This is a genomic window from Flavobacterium sp., from assembly GCF_030146175.1.
Taxonomy (GTDB): domain Bacteria; phylum Bacteroidota; class Bacteroidia; order Flavobacteriales; family Flavobacteriaceae; genus Flavobacterium.
In genome coordinates this window covers 1-16,652 of the sequence record NZ_JASLCE010000033.1, presented here as the reverse complement: position 1 = coordinate 16,652, position 16,652 = coordinate 1, and the positions used below count along the sequence as shown (strand labels likewise).

Annotated in this window: 16 protein-coding genes; 8 read left to right on the top strand and 8 right to left on the bottom strand. The window is 37.4% G+C overall.

The genetic code is table 11. The annotated features are described in order from the left end of the window. Positions 1 to 2 precede the first annotated feature (2 nt). Both Q1R07_RS03790 and Q1R07_RS03785 read right to left on the bottom strand, forming a co-directional pair. Positions 3 to 698 (bottom strand): OmpA family protein, encoded by a 696-nt coding sequence (locus Q1R07_RS03790; RefSeq protein ID WP_136403155.1) that lies wholly within the window; start codon positions 696 to 698, stop codon positions 3 to 5. Positions 699 to 719: 21 nt separating this feature from the next. Then, the gene (locus Q1R07_RS03785; RefSeq protein ID WP_136403154.1) at positions 720 to 1,196 is read right to left on the bottom strand and encodes a lipocalin family protein; all 477 of its coding nucleotides are present in this window, start codon (positions 1,194 to 1,196) and stop codon (positions 720 to 722) included. 177 nt (positions 1,197 to 1,373) lie between these two features. Between Q1R07_RS03785 and htpG the strand changes: the two genes are divergently transcribed. Then, positions 1,374 to 3,254, top strand: coding sequence for a molecular chaperone HtpG (htpG, locus tag Q1R07_RS03780; RefSeq protein ID WP_300486154.1), 1,881 nt, complete (start codon positions 1,374 to 1,376; stop codon positions 3,252 to 3,254). Positions 3,255 to 3,322: 68 nt separating this feature from the next. Here the strand turns inward: htpG and Q1R07_RS03775 are convergent, their stop codons facing one another. Beyond that, positions 3,323 to 4,108, bottom strand: coding sequence for a hypothetical protein (locus Q1R07_RS03775; protein ID WP_300486153.1), 786 nt, complete (start codon positions 4,106 to 4,108; stop codon positions 3,323 to 3,325). Positions 4,109 to 4,112: 4 nt separating this feature from the next. Then, a complete protein-coding gene (locus Q1R07_RS03770) occupies positions 4,113 to 4,274 on the bottom strand; it encodes a hypothetical protein (RefSeq protein ID WP_300486152.1) in 162 nt (53 codons plus the stop codon). 299 nt (positions 4,275 to 4,573) lie between these two features. Here Q1R07_RS03770 and Q1R07_RS03765 point away from each other — a divergent pair, with 299 nt between their 5' ends. The 7 genes from Q1R07_RS03765 (at position 4,574) to Q1R07_RS03735 (ending at position 11,997) form a co-directional block, all read left to right on the top strand. After that, positions 4,574 to 5,362: a hypothetical protein gene (locus Q1R07_RS03765; RefSeq protein ID WP_300486149.1), complete on the top strand. Its 789-nt coding sequence runs from the start codon at positions 4,574 to 4,576 to the stop codon at positions 5,360 to 5,362. Positions 5,363 to 5,535: 173 nt separating this feature from the next. Beyond that, positions 5,536 to 6,432, top strand: coding sequence for a DMT family transporter (locus Q1R07_RS03760; protein ID WP_300486146.1), 897 nt, complete (start codon positions 5,536 to 5,538; stop codon positions 6,430 to 6,432). Between the two features lie 381 nt (positions 6,433 to 6,813). Continuing rightward, entirely contained in the window at positions 6,814 to 7,494 is a 681-nt protein-coding gene (gene aqpZ / locus Q1R07_RS03755; RefSeq protein WP_300486144.1) for an aquaporin Z, read from the top strand. A gap of 434 nt (positions 7,495 to 7,928) precedes the next feature. Next, positions 7,929 to 8,210 (top strand): TIGR03643 family protein, encoded by a 282-nt coding sequence (locus Q1R07_RS03750; protein WP_300486143.1) that lies wholly within the window; start codon positions 7,929 to 7,931, stop codon positions 8,208 to 8,210. A 58-nt stretch (positions 8,211 to 8,268) separates the two neighbouring features. Beyond that, the gene (locus Q1R07_RS03745; protein WP_300486142.1) at positions 8,269 to 9,216 is read left to right on the top strand and encodes an alpha/beta hydrolase; all 948 of its coding nucleotides are present in this window, start codon (positions 8,269 to 8,271) and stop codon (positions 9,214 to 9,216) included. 45 nt (positions 9,217 to 9,261) lie between these two features. Further along, positions 9,262 to 11,106 (top strand): peptidase M61, encoded by a 1,845-nt coding sequence (locus Q1R07_RS03740; RefSeq protein WP_300486141.1) that lies wholly within the window; start codon positions 9,262 to 9,264, stop codon positions 11,104 to 11,106. A 153-nt stretch (positions 11,107 to 11,259) separates the two neighbouring features. Beyond that, positions 11,260 to 11,997 (top strand): DUF4369 domain-containing protein, encoded by a 738-nt coding sequence (locus Q1R07_RS03735; protein WP_300486140.1) that lies wholly within the window; start codon positions 11,260 to 11,262, stop codon positions 11,995 to 11,997. Positions 11,998 to 12,116: 119 nt separating this feature from the next. On the opposite strand, the gene Q1R07_RS03730 is transcribed toward Q1R07_RS03735, so the two are convergent. From Q1R07_RS03730 to Q1R07_RS03715, 4 genes are all read right to left on the bottom strand, one after another. Further along, entirely contained in the window at positions 12,117 to 13,859 is a 1,743-nt protein-coding gene (locus tag Q1R07_RS03730) for a M43 family zinc metalloprotease (RefSeq protein ID WP_300486139.1), read from the bottom strand. A 67-nt stretch (positions 13,860 to 13,926) separates the two neighbouring features. Continuing rightward, positions 13,927 to 14,580, bottom strand: a complete 654-nt coding sequence (locus Q1R07_RS03725; protein ID WP_300486137.1) for a hypothetical protein — start codon at positions 14,578 to 14,580, stop codon at positions 13,927 to 13,929. Between the two features lie 13 nt (positions 14,581 to 14,593). Continuing rightward, entirely contained in the window at positions 14,594 to 15,472 is an 879-nt protein-coding gene (locus Q1R07_RS03720; RefSeq protein ID WP_300486135.1) for a hypothetical protein, read from the bottom strand. Positions 15,473 to 15,495: 23 nt separating this feature from the next. Beyond that, positions 15,496 to 15,879 carry a hypothetical protein gene (locus Q1R07_RS03715; protein WP_300486134.1) on the bottom strand — a complete coding sequence of 128 codons (384 nt, stop codon included), beginning with the start codon at positions 15,877 to 15,879 and terminating at the stop codon, positions 15,496 to 15,498. Between the last annotated feature and the right edge of the window lie 773 nt (positions 15,880 to 16,652).

The window sequence follows — 16,652 nt, the reverse complement described above, 5'->3', positions numbered from 1 at the left end:
AATTAATTTCCGCCTTGTTTTTTAGCATCCTGAACCATTTTCTCATTTGCTGTGATAGCAAACTCAACACGACGGTTTTTGCTTCGTCCTTCCGGAGTATCGTTTGTTGCAATCGGATCGGCAATACCCATTCCGGATACTTTAAAACGATTGGAAGACAAACCTTTTCCAGCCAGGTAACTTTTTACAGAAGCCGCTCTTTGCTCAGACAACGACTGGTTGTACTCTACTTTACCGGTATTATCGGTATAACCGTAAATTACGATATCCGTATCGGCATAGCTTTGAAAAACCGGAACCAATTTATCAAGGTTTGCTTTGGCAGAAGCTGTCAGGGTAGATTTGTTAGTATCAAAACGAACAGCATTTTCGCCCAATACCAATTTAATACCTTCTCCAACTCTCTCTACTTCAGCACCGGGTACAGCCTGTTCGATTTCACGAGCCTGTTTGTCCATTTTGTTTCCGATAACACCACCGGCAACACCACCAACAACACCACCAAGAACCGCACCTAATGCACCATTTCCACCTTTACCGATATTGTTTCCAAGTACACCACCTAAAACCGCACCGGCTACAGCACCAATACCGGCACCTTTTTGGGTATTATTTGCGTTTTTAACCGAATCGCAACTTGTAAAAACGGATCCGATCATGAATACCGCTGCTATTGTATAAATTGTTATCTTTTTCATATTCCTGATTTTATTTTTTAATTAGTTCAATTTTTCAAACTGGTATACTACATCTGTCAGTTTACCTCCTACGTTGATTTTATCGATCAACTGGAATGATGTTTCCGACTGATTTGCTAATTTCAACACATAACCTTCTTTTACTTTTTTGGCTTTTTCGCCCGCATCCAGAAGTTTTAAAACAAACTCACCTTCTTTATTTACAAACCAGGTAAAAGCAGAAGCGAAAGCCGGACAATTGGCTTTTTCCAAGGCCATATTCCCTTTGTTGTTGTTTGAAATAAATTTCCAGCTGCTTCCTTCAAAGCACTTTGAGTCGGCGATCTGAAACGAATTCACCTTAATGTATTCTGAACCCGGGTAACTAACAGAGCTTAAAACCCAGTTACCTTTAATTGCAACCTGTGAAGTTCGGTCTAACTTCGTGTTGGTTACCGATGTTGACTTACATGAAAACAGCATCATGGTAAGTACACTTAAGAAAATTAATTTTTTCATATAGAGCGCTTTAAAATAACTAACACAAATATACTACCTACAGCATTAATTTGTTAAATTTTGAGTAAGAATTTTTCCACTATAAGCTGCATTTCGGTCATTTTGTCACATTTTTTCGGTTTGGTACTTAATTTGCATAAATCAGAAAAAGTTTAACAAAAAAAATACAGCTTATATATGACTACAGGAAAAATCAATGTATCGGTAGAAAACATCTTTCCTCTAATCAAGAAGTTTTTATACAGTGATCACGAAATTTTCCTTCGTGAACTTGTATCAAACGCGACGGATGCCACGCTAAAGTTAAAACATTTAACCAGTATTGGTGAGGCAAAAGTGGATTATGGAAATCCGGTTATCGAAGTAAAGATCGACAAAGACAATAAAAAAATACATATTATCGACCAGGGATTGGGTATGACGGCCGAAGAGGTTGAAAAATACATCAATCAGGTTGCTTTTTCCGGAGCGGAAGAGTTTTTGGAAAAATACAAAGACTCCGCTAAAGACTCGGGCATCATCGGGCATTTCGGACTTGGTTTTTACTCGGCCTTTATGGTTGCCGAAAAAGTGGAAATCATCACCAAATCCCACAAAGACGAACCGGCTGCACACTGGACTTGCGACGGAAGCCCGGAATTTACATTAGTAGCGTCTGATAAAACCGACCGAGGAACGGAAATCATTCTTCATATTGCCGAAGATTCACTGGAATTCCTGGAAGAAGGAAAAATCCGTGAGTTATTGATCAAATACAATAAATTTATGCCGGTGCCGATCAAATTCGGAACGCGCACCGAAAAAATAACCACCGGCGAAGGTGATGATGCAACGGAAGAAACGATCACCGTAGACAATATCATCAACAACCCGAACCCGGCCTGGACCAAACAACCGAGCGATCTTAGCGATGTTGATTACAAAAACTTCTACCGCGAGTTGTATCCGATGCAATTCGAAGAACCGTTATTCAACATCCACTTAAACGTTGACTATCCGTTTAATCTGACCGGTATTTTGTATTTCCCAAAAATGTCGGCCGATTTACAAATCCAAAAAGACAAAATCCAGTTGTATCAAAACCAGGTTTTTGTTACGGATAACGTAGAAGGAATCGTTCCGGAATTTTTAACGATGCTAAAAGGAGTTATCGACTCTCCGGATATCCCGTTAAACGTATCGCGTTCGTACTTACAGGCGGATGGAAACGTAAAGAAAATTTCAAATTATATTACCCGTAAGGTAGCCGACAAGTTAAAATCGTTGTTTACTGAGAACCGTGAGGATTTCGAACAGAAATGGAACGACATTAAAATCGTTTTGGAATACGGAATGTTATCCGAACCGAAATTCTATGAAAAAGCGGGTGCTTTCGTTTTATATCCTTCCGTAGATGGAAAATACTATACGCTGGAAGAATTAAAAGAAGCCATAAAAGACAAACAAACAGACAAAGACGACAAACTGGTTGTTCTGTATGCTTCAAATAAAGATGTACAACACAGTTATATCGAATCGGCAAAAGAAAAAGGTTATGAAGTACTATTATTGGATAGCCCGATCGTGTCGCACCTGATTCAGAAACTGGAAGCCGACAATGAAAAACTAACGTTCACCCGTGTGGATTCGGATCATATTGACAATCTGATTAAAAAAGATGACAACCCGATTTCGAAACTATCGGAAGACGAGCAAAACAACCTGAAAACGGTGTTGGAAGAAATCGTACCGAAGACGTCGTACACGGTTCAGTTGGAAGCGATGGACAGTAAAGCGGCTCCATTTATGATCACGCAACCGGAGTTTATGCGCCGAATGAAAGAAATGAGTCAGTCCGGTGGCGGTGGTATGTTTGGTATGGGGAATTTCCCGGAAATGTACAACCTGATCATCAATACCAATTCCGATCTGGCCACTACCATTCTAAACACAACCGACAAACCGGTACAGGAAGGTCTTGTAAAACAGGCTTTGGATTTGGCGAAGCTATCTCAAAATCTTTTAAAAGGAGAAGAGCTAACCGCTTTTGTAAAACGTAATTTCGAGTTAATCAAATAACTCCAATTATTATATTCGATTATTTAGGAAAAGCAGCAGGACCACCTGTTGCTTTTTTTATATCTGAACTATTCCGACAACTGTATCGCATTGTCCTTTTCTTCCTCCGATAATTCCGCTTCATCAACTTCTTCAAAATTAATATACTTAAAATTGATATTGATAATATCTGAATTTGGAATCATCAGATAACGACTGGAAATCACATAATAATCTTCGTCCCCGGCTTTATCATTTTCCAGATACCTCCGAATCGGATACTTTAAATGTACCGCTTCCAAATCGCCTTTACCATCTACATAATAATTAAAATATTCGCCGGTGTACAATACCGTACGACCATTTACCTTACAAAGTACATTGATAATTTTATTGGTAATTTCTTCGTATTCATCCGGAACATCTGGAAAATCCAGGCATTCCCCGGAAAAGATATAATGCCATTTATTTGAAAAACGAAAATAACGGAACTTTCGGTCTAGTTTAAAAAAGCGCACCATTTTTCGCAGTAGATAACCCGCGACAAAAGAGGTTTTAAAAAGAATAAGATTATAAAAAAATATGGCGTATTTATAATCGTTTAATTGGGCAAAACTCGCATCTGCTTTTTGGGAAGTCCCCAAAACCAGGTTACCCAATTGTACAAAATCCACAGAATATCGGGTGGCATTCTGTATGATCGCAACAAAAATGATGTGTAGTGTGAGTGCCGGAATGATCGACCAGGTTAATTCGTTAACCAGATTTCTATTGGAATCTGCAACACTTAATTTAGAAGAATTATAAGCGATTCGGGCCAAAAATCCCGGAGCAAGGATGATAAACAATAATACTGTTGTAAAAGCAATATTCATCCGGTTATCCCAATTCCCTTACTCTAAAATAGCGCCCTCCGATTTTTACTAACTGGCTTTCTCCGCTAACGGCACTTATTTTGTGCGCAATACGAACCAGTCCGCTTCCAATTTCGGGATTGGAAGTAACCGAAGCTTTTCCACTTTTATTTATAAACTTTAGCATTACAATAAAGTATTAGTTCCTACAAATATACAAATTATTTCCACTTGAAAAATCGGTAAATGGATAACAATCAAAAATATAAGTCAATTCCTGCCATTGTTACAGCAAAAAACAGTTTTTTATAATAGTAATTCCGCGTTCAACGCCACACTATTAAGATCACAAAACAAACACCAACAAAACAACAAAACACGCAAAATGTCTAAATAATATTTTATTAATACAATAATAATACTCAATACGTAATAATTTTAATACATTTTAATACATTTGGCGTACAAAACCTTAAATCTATTTCTATGAAGAAAATTACTTTTTATGCTATAACCTTGTTTGTAGCATTGGTAGGCAGCTCTGTTTTCGCACAAACTGCACAACAAAATTTAGACTACGCAATCCAGTCAGCCGAAAACATCCAACAGGATACACCAGCTGCTAAAACGGCAGCGGTACAATTGGCTAAACAAATCGTATTATTAAACGCACCAAATGCACAACAATTTTACGATGCCATGTTTGTTCAGGTAAACTCCATCCAAAACAATTCTGATGATGTGGATTATTTTGCCAGCCTAGCGCGTACAGCGTCTCAAAATGCCTTTTCTACGGCTAGCATTAACGCTATCACTGCCGAATTGGTAAACTTAAACGACATCCTTATCGGATTAACGTTCCAAATCAACGATGCTTTGGCTGCAAATGATAACGCTACCGCTTTAAACCTGATTCCAAATGTAAAAAGCGTATTGGATCAGCAATACACTACAACTACTAGCCTTATCAACGAAATCAATTCAATTGCTACTGCTATCAAAACCTACAACGTTTGTATGAAACTGGTAGATCACCTGGGAAATCCAGTTACCTACAACGACTTACACGGTTATTATGCGTATAACGACGCGAATGTATATTTCTACCCTGAAAATTACGAAGACTGTTATAGCAATTTAGCTCCGGGTACTTACACATTCCGTGCATATAACGGTTATTTCAGCGGTGCTTCTGCAACTACTGTAACTTTATCGGATAGCCTTGTAAATGCTAACGGTGTTATCGAAGTAACTTTAGTATACTGGTCGGAATAATCACGGATCAACAATGCTATTTTAAAAAGGATTGACCATAGTGTCAATCCTTTTTTTATCCATTTCACTCAAAATCAGCACCTATTTTATCAAAACATTATTTTTTTTCCGATTGATTATTCTAACTAAACGGGATAGCTTATCTTTGCAGGCTGTTTTAAAATCAAATAATAATGTCAGGAAACAAAGTTTTAAAAGGAGTTTTTTTAGTAGGTTTAGGTGCTACCAGTTATGGAATGCTGGCAACATTTGTTAAACTTGCCTATCAGGAAAACTACACCACTGCCGAGGTTACGTCGTCCCAGTTTATTTTGGGTATCATCGGAATCCTAATCATCAATGCTTTTCAGAAATCCAAAAATAAAGGTACTGTCGTAAAAGCCACTAAAAAGAATATCGCTCAGTTAATGCTGGCCGGAACATCATTGGGAATGACCAGTGTTTTCTATTATCTAGCCGTAAAATACATTCCCGTATCCATTGGTATCGTTTTATTGATGCAAACGGTATGGATGGGTGTTTTACTGGAAATGTTTATCGACAAAAAACTACCGTCATTACAAAAAGTAATATCGGTGATCATCGTTTTAGGAGGTACCGCACTGGCAACTAACATCTTTAAAAACGAAATTCAACTGGACTGGCGCGGATTAATGTGGGGAATGCTTGCAGCCGCTTCCTTCACAACAACCATGTTTACCGCCAACAGTGTTGCTACCGGAATATCGCCGGCACAACGAAGCTTATACATGCTATTGGGTGGTGCTGTGATTGTATTCGGGTTTGGAATTTTCACACAAACGACTCCGTATAACTTTGAAATCTTCTTAAAATGGGGAATTGTACTATCCTTATTTGGAACCATCATTCCACCGATGTTGATGAATGCCGGATTTCCGCATACCGGAATCGGATTAGGTAGTATCGTTTCGTCATTGGAATTACCCGTTTCGGTTATGATGGCCTTTGTGATTCTTAATGAAACCGTAGTCCTAACACAATGGATGGGAATTTTACTAATCATTCTCGCCATTATCATTATGAACATTTCGTTCAAAAAAAAGAATTAATATAGAATTTTCTGGTAAAAATGATTATATTCGTAATACGGATATAATCATTTAACTACCTGAAAATGAGTCTAACCTGGCAATCCCTCTTACCCCTTTCGCTTTGCAGCACATCGGTTGCCGGTTTCTACAGAAGTAGTGCATTATATACGCAAAGCCCCTCTTTTACGGTCCCGGATTTTCACCCGAATAAAGCTTTTATTTCAATTCCGGTTCTACAATCCCTAATTTCCTTTTCCGCCTTTTTAGCGATTTGCCTGTGGCAACAGTATGCTTTACTGTTCGACCGCACAACATTGCTATGCTCCAAATATTTTGATCAAGCCTTACATTTTCCCTGAAATACATTTATTACAATTGTTTAACTAATCCCTTTATTTTATGAAAAAACTTATCGCAGAATTCATTGGAACATTTTGGTTGGTTTTAGGAGGTTGTGGTAGCGCAGTGCTGGCCTGTAACTTTCCCGACGCAGGAATTGGTTTTGTTGGAGTCGCTTTGGCTTTCGGACTTACCGTACTGACAATTGCTTATTCGCTTGGGCATATTTCCGGCGCACATCTCAACCCGGCGGTTTCTATCGGATTATGGGTAGGCGGTCGTTTTGATGCCAAAGAGCTTATCCCCTATATCGTGGCTCAGGTTTTGGGCGGTATTGCCGCAGCAGCCATATTATATGTAATCGCAACGGGTAACGGTAGTGATATTGGCGGGTTTGCTTCCAATGGTTATGGCGAACTTTCGCCGGGCAAATACAGTATGAATGCCGCTTTTCTCACCGAAGTCGTAATGACTTTTATCTTCCTGATTGTGATTCTGGGCGCTACAGACGATAGAGCACCAAAAGGATTTGCCGGATTGGCCATCGGATTGGCGTTAACCCTGATTCATTTGATCAGTATTCCGGTTACCAACACCTCTGTAAATCCAGCCCGAAGTATAAGTCAGGCGGTTTTTGTAGGTGGCGAAGCGTTAAGCCAGTTATGGTTGTTTATCGTGGCACCAATTATTGGCGCACTGATTGCCGGTATTGTCTATAAATCAATTTTTAGTAAAGAATAGTGAATCAAAAAATACATTTTAGAAAAACGGCCTTATCGATAAGGCCGTTTTTTTTATCCGCCTTTTTTCACTTTTCTTCTGGCTACACAAAAAACTACATTTCGTCCTACATCTATCACAACCGTTTCCGAACAATCTCAATAAGGCTACTATTTCCGTATTACCATCCGAATTACCTCCTTTTTAATTCCAATAACAAATAAAAAGTTCGCTATACATCGATCAAAAATTGTAAAAAAATTGACGGATACGCTAGATAAATACCGCTGAGACACTATTTTTTTGCTCATTTTTCAAAAGGAAAAAACATTTTGGTCTGATTTTTGAAAAATCAAAAAAAATAACAGCACCCATATTGCTCAATTCATTTTTTTAGTAATATTGAGTGTGTAAATAAACCATTAAAAACATTTATTTGATTAATTTTTCATCTGATGAAAAAAAGCAAAGTTTTAGAATTCGACAAGGAAACAATTGATAGAATTGTCACTATGGCTCAGGAGGAAAAAAGACCTTTTGAAGTAATAAAAGAAGAATTTGGAATTTCCGAAAGCGAAGTTACCGAAATGGTTCGCAAAAAGTTATCAAAAGACAATTTTGAACTTTGGAAAAAAAAGGTTACTGCCAATAAACCAAAACCAAAGCCACAACGTTATAACGATCTGGAAGATGATGATCTGGACAGTAAATACTACTTTAAAAATAAATTCGATTAAATCTACTGAGGCCTGTTAAAACGGGCCTTTTTTATATACTTAGACACTCTTAACAACCATGATCAAAAAAATAGTACTATCGCTTTTCCTTTGTATTTCCATACCTGCGATCGCACAGGAAACACCGTTTAAAATAACCGAAATACAGGTCAATCCTTTATTAAAAGGCGATCTGTATACACCGATTCCGGAAGTCAAAAAACCAACATTGATCATCCTAATTGCCGGTTCCGGACCAACCAATCGGAACGGAAATCAGATTGGTATGCAAAACAATTCACTAAAATACCTGGCCGAAGATCTGGCTAAGGAACATCGGGCTGTTTTTACCTACGACAAACGAGTGATTGCACAAATCATTGCCGGAACAGTTAACGAAAAAGACATGCGTTTTGAGGATATGATTACCGATGCCGCAACCGTTTTTGATCATTTTAAAAAAACCGGAAACTACAGTAAAATCGTATTTGCAGGCCATAGCGAAGGTTCTCAAATCGGTATGATTGCAGCACAACAAACCAAAGCCGACGGATTTATATCGATCGCCGGACCGGGAAGACCGATTGACGAAATTTTAATCGATCAGATCACCAAACAGGCGCCTGGCGTAAAAGAAGAACTAATAACCACTTTAGAAAAAATAAAAAAAGGTGAAGTGGTGACTGTAAAAAGTCCACTGCTGAGTTCTATGTTTCGGGAAAGCGTTCAACCCTATATGACGTCATGGATACAATACAAGCCGCAACAGGAAATTCAGAAATTAAAAATTCCGGTACTACTTCTTAACGGAACCAAAGACTTACAAGTAGCCGAATCGGAAGCAGAACAATTAAAAAAGGCAAAACCGGACGCTTCACTGACAATAATTCCAAACATGAATCATGTCTTGAAAACCATAACCGGAGACGATGCTGAAAACCGGGCTTCCTATAGTAAACCGGAAACCCGCAATACACCGGAACTGGCTCAGGCGATAAATCTTTTCTTAAAAAAGCATAAATTGTAACAAAAAAACAATTCCGAATACCTATATACAACTAAAAATATTACAATGAAAAGACTTATCTGTACATTGGCAATGGCTGCGATGGTAATGAGCTGTAAAACAGCACAACAACCACAGACAGTTGCAGTAAACGATGTAAAAGTTGCTATTGATCTGAAAAATGTAAAAGACGATAAAGTAATGGTTACCATTATGGCTCCATCGTTTACTACTGAAACCGCAACCTTTCATATCCCGAAAATTATTCCGGGAACCTATTCCGAGGACGATTACGGTAAATTCATCGATGATTTTAAAGCGTATGATGCCAAAGGAAATCTCCTTCCGGTAAATAAATCCGATGCTAATTCCTGGCAGATTTCCAATGCCAAAGCCTTAAGCAAAGTAACCTATTGGGTAAACGATACCTATGATGTAGAAAGTACGCACGATATTTTTTCGCCGGCCGGAACCAATATCGCCGCAAATGAAAACTTTATGCTGAATACACACGGATTTGTGGGGTATTTCCAAGGGAAAGGTGAAATTCCATATACCGTAACCGTATCCCATCCGGCAACACTTTGGGGCGCGACTTCTTTAACCGATACCGATCCGAGTAACGAATCGGATACTTTTACTACTTCCCGTTATGCCGAATTGGTAGATAATCCGATTATGTATTCCAAACCCGATTATACCACTTTTACGGTAGACGGAATGGAAATCCTGATCAGCGTATACTCGCCAAACGGAACCTACACTGCCAAAGACATCACTCCGGAAATGGAAACGATGATGCGTGCTCAGAAAAAATTCTTAGGCCCGTTTAACACCACTAAAAAATACAGTGTGTTATTATACCTTTCGGATATGAAAAAACCGGATGCCAAAGGATTCGGTGCTTTAGAACACACGACTTCCACAACAGTGGTTATGCCGGAAATGATGCCAAAAGCGCAGTTGGTTGAACAATTAAAAGACGTGGTTTCCCATGAGTTTTTCCATATTGTAACGCCGTTGAGCATCCACTCGAACGAAATTCAGTATTTCGATTACAATACTCCTAAAATGTCCGAGCACTTATGGATGTATGAAGGTGTAACAGAATATTTTGCCAACCTGTTCCAGGTAAATCAGGGCTTGATTTCGGAAGATGATTTTTACGGTAGAATGTCCGAAAAAATAGCAACCTCAAAACGTTTCGACGACAAAATGCCGTTTACAAAAATGAGTAAAAACATTTTAGATAAGGAGTATAAAGATTCGTATTACAACGTATACCAAAAAGGAGCTTTGATTGCCATGTGTATCGACATTCAGATGCGTGAAAGCAGCAACGGTCAACGTGGTATTTTAAGCCTGATGCAAGCTTTATCCAAAGAATACGGAAATAGCCGACCGTTTAACGACAATGAATTATTTGCTAAAATTACGGCCTTAACCTACCCGGAAGTGGGCGAATTCCTGACAAAATATGTAGCGGGTGACACGCCAATTCCATACGATGTCTATTTTGCGAAAGTTGGTGTAAAAGAAGGAGCTGTTAAAAAACCAGCCAATCCGTTCTTAAAAGGCGAAATGCCATATATCACGGTAAATCCGTCAACGAAAGAGATTGTTGTACTTCCGGAGATCGAACTAAATGCTTTTATGAAAAAAATCGGTTTGAAAAATGGCGATACCATCCTTTCTATCAACGGAACGGCGTATAACCTTGATAACATCTACGAAATGATCATGTCGAGCATGGATTGGAAAGAAAACGACCCGATCACCATGCAGATCAAGCGCAATAACAAGGAACTAACCTTAAAAGGAAAAGTAACCTTAAGCATGGAAGATGTGGAAGGATTACACTTTACCGATACTTCTAAAGCCAAGCTAAAAGAAGCCTGGTTAAAAGGATAATCCAAAACATAACTGGCTTTCAGCCTCAATAAAAAACCTGTTCTAACCAACAGGTTTTTTTATACTCCGAAGTGAAAAACACTATTTGTATCACATCCCTAGTAACTCACTATTTTTTTCTTTACTTTGCACTCTTTAAAAATCGCTTTTATAATGAAAAAAACACTGATAACCTTATGTGCTGTCGCTTTACTCGCTATAGCCTGTAAAAAAGAAAACGAAGTAGCCGGTAATAGCCTTCACCTTACAGGATCGGTAGACGGACTCAAACAAGGTAAACTATATTTAAAGAAAATAGTTGACACTTCTTTTGTTACGATCGACAGTTTTACGATTAAAGGGAACTCCAATTTTGAAAGCACTATAAAAATTGATCATCCGGAAATGTACTACCTGTTTTTAGACCGTGGTACTTCCAAGTCGCTTGACAACAGTCTGATGTTTTTTGCAGAACCCGGAAATATGACTATCCAAACCACCTTAAAAGAATTTTACGCAAAAACGAAGGTTACAGGCTCTAAAAACAACGAGTTGTATGAAGATTACAAAAAAATAAAATCGCGTTATACAGACGAGGAAAATCAGGCGTTAAGTATGATGCTATTTGCTCAGAAGATGCGTGACACCAAAATGCTGGACAGCCTTAAAGATCGCAATGAAAAATTAGTGATTCGTCGCTATCTGAGTGCGGTTAATTTTGCTGTAAACAATGCGAAATACGACGTAGCTCCTTATATTGCGTTAACCGATATCTACGATGCCAATATCAAATACCTGGATACGATTCAGAAATCGTTAACTCCGGAAGTATCGCATTCCTATTACGGAAAATTACTACAGGAGTTTGTTACAAAACGCAAACAACAGGAAGCTTCGGCACCGACGAAATAAAAACAATAAAGCGGCTTAGAAATAAGCCGCTTTTATATTTATAGCATTTTTTGTTACACCAATTGCAGAGCCAATCGGATCGTTTTTTCCAAGCATTTTTTACATAAGCTATTTATTTCTTATTGAGATCCCAGGAATTTTATTTTCTCAGCTCTACCGTCATCGCTGTTATAGTGCAACAGATACAAACTATTTCCATCAAGAAAGCGAAGTTGTATTGGGAAATGATTTTGGCCTTTTTCTACTGAAACATATTTCTCACACACCTGATTTGCGTAAATATCAAATATCCGAATCGTAGCTTTTTCCGATTTATCAGAAGTCACTTCTACATTATAATATTCAATTTGAGCATTGGGATATAACATCCTGATAGAAAATTCATTGCTTGTTATACTTCTTTTTCTTCTAGCATTATTATGCAATCTTTGGTCATCCATAACAATGTTTACTTTATCTGGATCAACACTAGCATCAGACACCATAACGGTACTAAATAATTGGTTTTTTGTATTTATTCTACGCATCATTTGTTCCGTTTGTTCTTTTGTAAACAACCACCTGCAAGGCCCATAATCCATAATGTTTTCAATTTGTCGTCGTTCACCATTACAGGAATGAGGAGCATTTTCACATGGATTCTTCAACAACTGTTCTTGCGGAGTACCCGAATTCACAACATACCAATGTTCGCCTTCGGTTGGTGGCGTATCTGAAATACCATCTCCTGTGGAACATCCACCAGAAAATGGATGCAATAGGCCAAAATAATGCCCTAATTCATGAGCCATAGTACTTCCGGAAGTTCCTACCAGATCAGGATCCAAATTGAACATTTCGTCATACGAAAAAATACAGAAATGATCATCTTTAATCAATTCTCCTTCGCTGTAAGTAAACCCACGGATGGTATTTTTTTGTGGATTTCCGGAAGTTGTTGATAGTATTGTATGTGCAAATAGGAGTTGAACTGTTTTGTCGTCATTATCATTTAGCGCCGTTTCCTCCTCTAAATCCTCGACTTCGGTATCGGATTGAAAATTATAACTTTCTCTGCTTCCTTTTTTTAAAATTACAGCAACATCCTTAAATAGAATTCTTGGGTTACCAATTTCTGCTTTAATCTCAGGTTTTTTTAGACGGCCCGTTTTTCCCGTATAATATTTATTTACCTCTGTTATAGCATTTTCCAACTGTTGCTTATAAAAGGTAGCTTTTTTAAATTCCTTAGGCGATTCTAAAATGGTAACTTTTAAGTTTTTTATAATTTTATATTCCTGAACTTTTTCATCCTCAACAAAATTAACGATGCTACCATTGATTAAACCGGGAACTTTAAAATCGTATAAAGTAGCCTCTTTAATCGTAATCTTAACCAGCACAGGCTGTCTACCTGATTGTATTTTAGTGATAACGTCCTGACATTCCGCAGGAATATTATCATAAAAAAAGGACATTACTTTCCATCCAAGCCATCTAAAAAATCTTGTAGCAACCCATCTACATTCCGAATCAAACCAGCCACTTCTGGAATTAGCCCCCAGTAACTTTACATTATTAGAACTTGTTTCTCCTAAGACACGGTAGCTTCCATCAAGATTTCGAACAAATCCATATGGAACTGTAGTTACTTTTTCTACATAATTATCAATATTAGTAACATCACTATAAGCGCCATATACTAACTTATCATGAGATGAAGCCTCTGTTGAATATAATTTTTGAATACCGTTATCCTCATAATGATCATAAGCATAAACTTCAATTTTAATTAATCCTCCCGGTTTGTCAATCGTTCCTTTAATACCACCGGAAAGATCGGCGTTTAAAGTCACTAAACGACCATAATCAAGGGTAAGCATATCCTGCTGAGAAACATCAAGATTGGTCTTTGGATTTAACGAGTAAAATACTTTTTCTCCTGTTACTTTAATTTTTTTTTCCTTTATACACTCTTGGGCGATCCGAAAAGCCTTTAATTTCAGTGAAAGGCGGTTCTAAAACATAATTGGATACATGGTAAAATTCTATTTTTTTTAATTCACTTTCTAATATTACAACTTCTGGACTTGAATCTTCAAAACCATAGATAATAATTTTCCCAAGTCCATCTTTTCGAATCATTCGAGCCATTTCTTCAGCTGTATTTTGCTGTATAGGTGCTCCCATTAATGTAATCGTACTTACCTTGTCATTACTAACGTAGCGGGAAAGCCCCAAATCTCCGTTATAGTTTGGAACCGGTATTCTATTCGGTATCTTCCGGTTTGCATCAGGCCCATTACTAACCAATTGATACTGATGATTAATATTATATGCATCTTTAAAACCCGTCACTACATCATTATCTACAATTCTTCCCTCACCATAAAAATCGATTAAAGAAACATAGGAATCCGACGATGGAATTAGACTTACGGTAGCATAAGTATACCCCTGATCAGAATAAGGATAGGAAAGATCCTTATTTATCTTATAATTCGGATCTTTGCTCCACAGCCATTTTTCCCGGGTAGTACCTTGCGAAAAAAACAGGGTTGTTTTTAAGAGTAGAACCAAAATAAATAACAAATATTTTTTCATATAGCTTATTTTATTATTTGGAACACTCTTCCTTCAGTTTTTTTATTTCCTCATTTAACGAAATGGTGTAAATGGTAAGTTCTTCTATTTTTTGCAACAAAATCATATTCATTTGATGCGCTGTGTAGCCATTTTCTTTTATGCTTTCAGCCGAAGGTATATCCGGTAAATGTTTATTTTTATCAATATATAATTTTACTTCTTCTAAAGGCATCAAATGATAATCGGAATGAAAAACATCATCACGCCACGTTTTAACATTAGCAAATGCAAAATCTTCCGAGCAAATACCTGTTTCCACCCAAAGATTATAGTGCTCTAAATATTTGGAATTAAATTTAGAGGTAGCTCCCTCGGCTACCAATTCTGCTTTTGGCCCAATATAAGCAGCTCCACCAACTGTTAAAGCCGCATTTTCAACATGTTTATTTGTATTTACAGACACTTGTGTTAGTACTACAGTATCACAATCTAAGACTATTTTATGACCGTTAAAAAACAAGCCGTCATTACCATCTCCCAACGTTATTTTATTGCCTGTCTTAGATTCTAGAAACATCCCATTTTCGTCGCCGTTACTTATTAATCTCGTTTCATTTTCACCAACATGAACCCGAAAATTATCCCCTGTATTGTCCAATTTACTTAAGTTTTGAACCTGAAAATCACCTTTGAGATGGAGTGCAGTAGTCGGCTTTGTGGTTCCGATCCCAACTCTTCCATCCTTCTGAATTCGCATTATTTCAGTTCCATATGAACTGGGATACTCAGTAATATCCGCCCCGTTTGAAGCTATAAACCGAAAACCTTTTGAATAAGAATACTTAGAACCATTTAATGGTGATTTAGGGTCAATTGAAAAATTTAAAAAATTATCTTTTCCGTAAAACATAGCAGATCGTGCATCCCCGGAAGTTAAAAAAGAAATGGAAAAACATCCTCATTTGAATTTAATGCCCTAACATCATTTGCAGAAAGGGAGAGCATCGCATTGCCATTAGCAGTTGGTATTTGAAGCGATGTTCCATTAAGTGGAATTATTTTTAACTGCATAAATAAATCGGAGAAGTTATTTCCGCCATTGTTCCACCATCTAAAACCCTCTCCGTCTGGAAGTCTACCAGCATCATCAATGGTCCATGACCATCCGTTTTTGTTTGTCCAACTGTCTACCGGACTACCATAATTTGCATTATAAACAGGAGCTTCGGCTCTTCTATCTTGTGCATTAATATTCAAAAATAACAACAAGGTAAGTGTCATTATTAAAAACTGTAATTCCATTTGTTGTTTTTTCATTTCGCTTCTAATTATCACATTAAAAAATCGGTTTAAGAATAATTTACTAAATACCATTCAATCCAATTCACAAAGCCTTTTTTGACTACTATCAATTGCGCCAAGGAAATGATAAAATGGTCTTTTTCGCACTTCTTAGTGCTTTTAAAAACGTAAAACGTCTAGGAGAATATCTATTCGCATGGATTCTACGCAAAGCGTGAACATTACGTAAAAACCGTGTTGGTTTGGAATGGAACAACTCTGGATACTGTGTTCCAATAATTATATAGCAATGGTTTTAAGAGGGAAACAAAATACCTTTTATAAAAAGTTTTTGTATCAGGTCATCACAAATGGTAATCGTTAGCTTTTTTTATGCCTTTGAGAGGGTCTAAACAGCCAAAACTTACAGGATACTGTAATTAAAATAATGCTTTTAATCAAACACGCACAACATAGCTTTCTTTAAATCTGTTTTCGATTTAAACGGGTGCTTTATCAAAATTACTACAAAATATAAAAATATAAAAGGTAATATGTAGACTATAATAAGTCTTTTGGTATCGTTCTTTTTTATTATTTAAATAAGAATACAAAAGTTACGGCTAACGCAGTAATGCACGACGAAGGTATTCTAAAAAACAAAAGGGATCACCTATTACGGTAATCCCTTAAACCTTTATAAATAAAAAAACCACTCTCTTCAAGTGGCTTAAAGTAGATGATTGAGCCGATGGAGGGACTCGAACCCACGACCTGCTGATTACAAATCAGCTGCTCTAGCCAGCTGA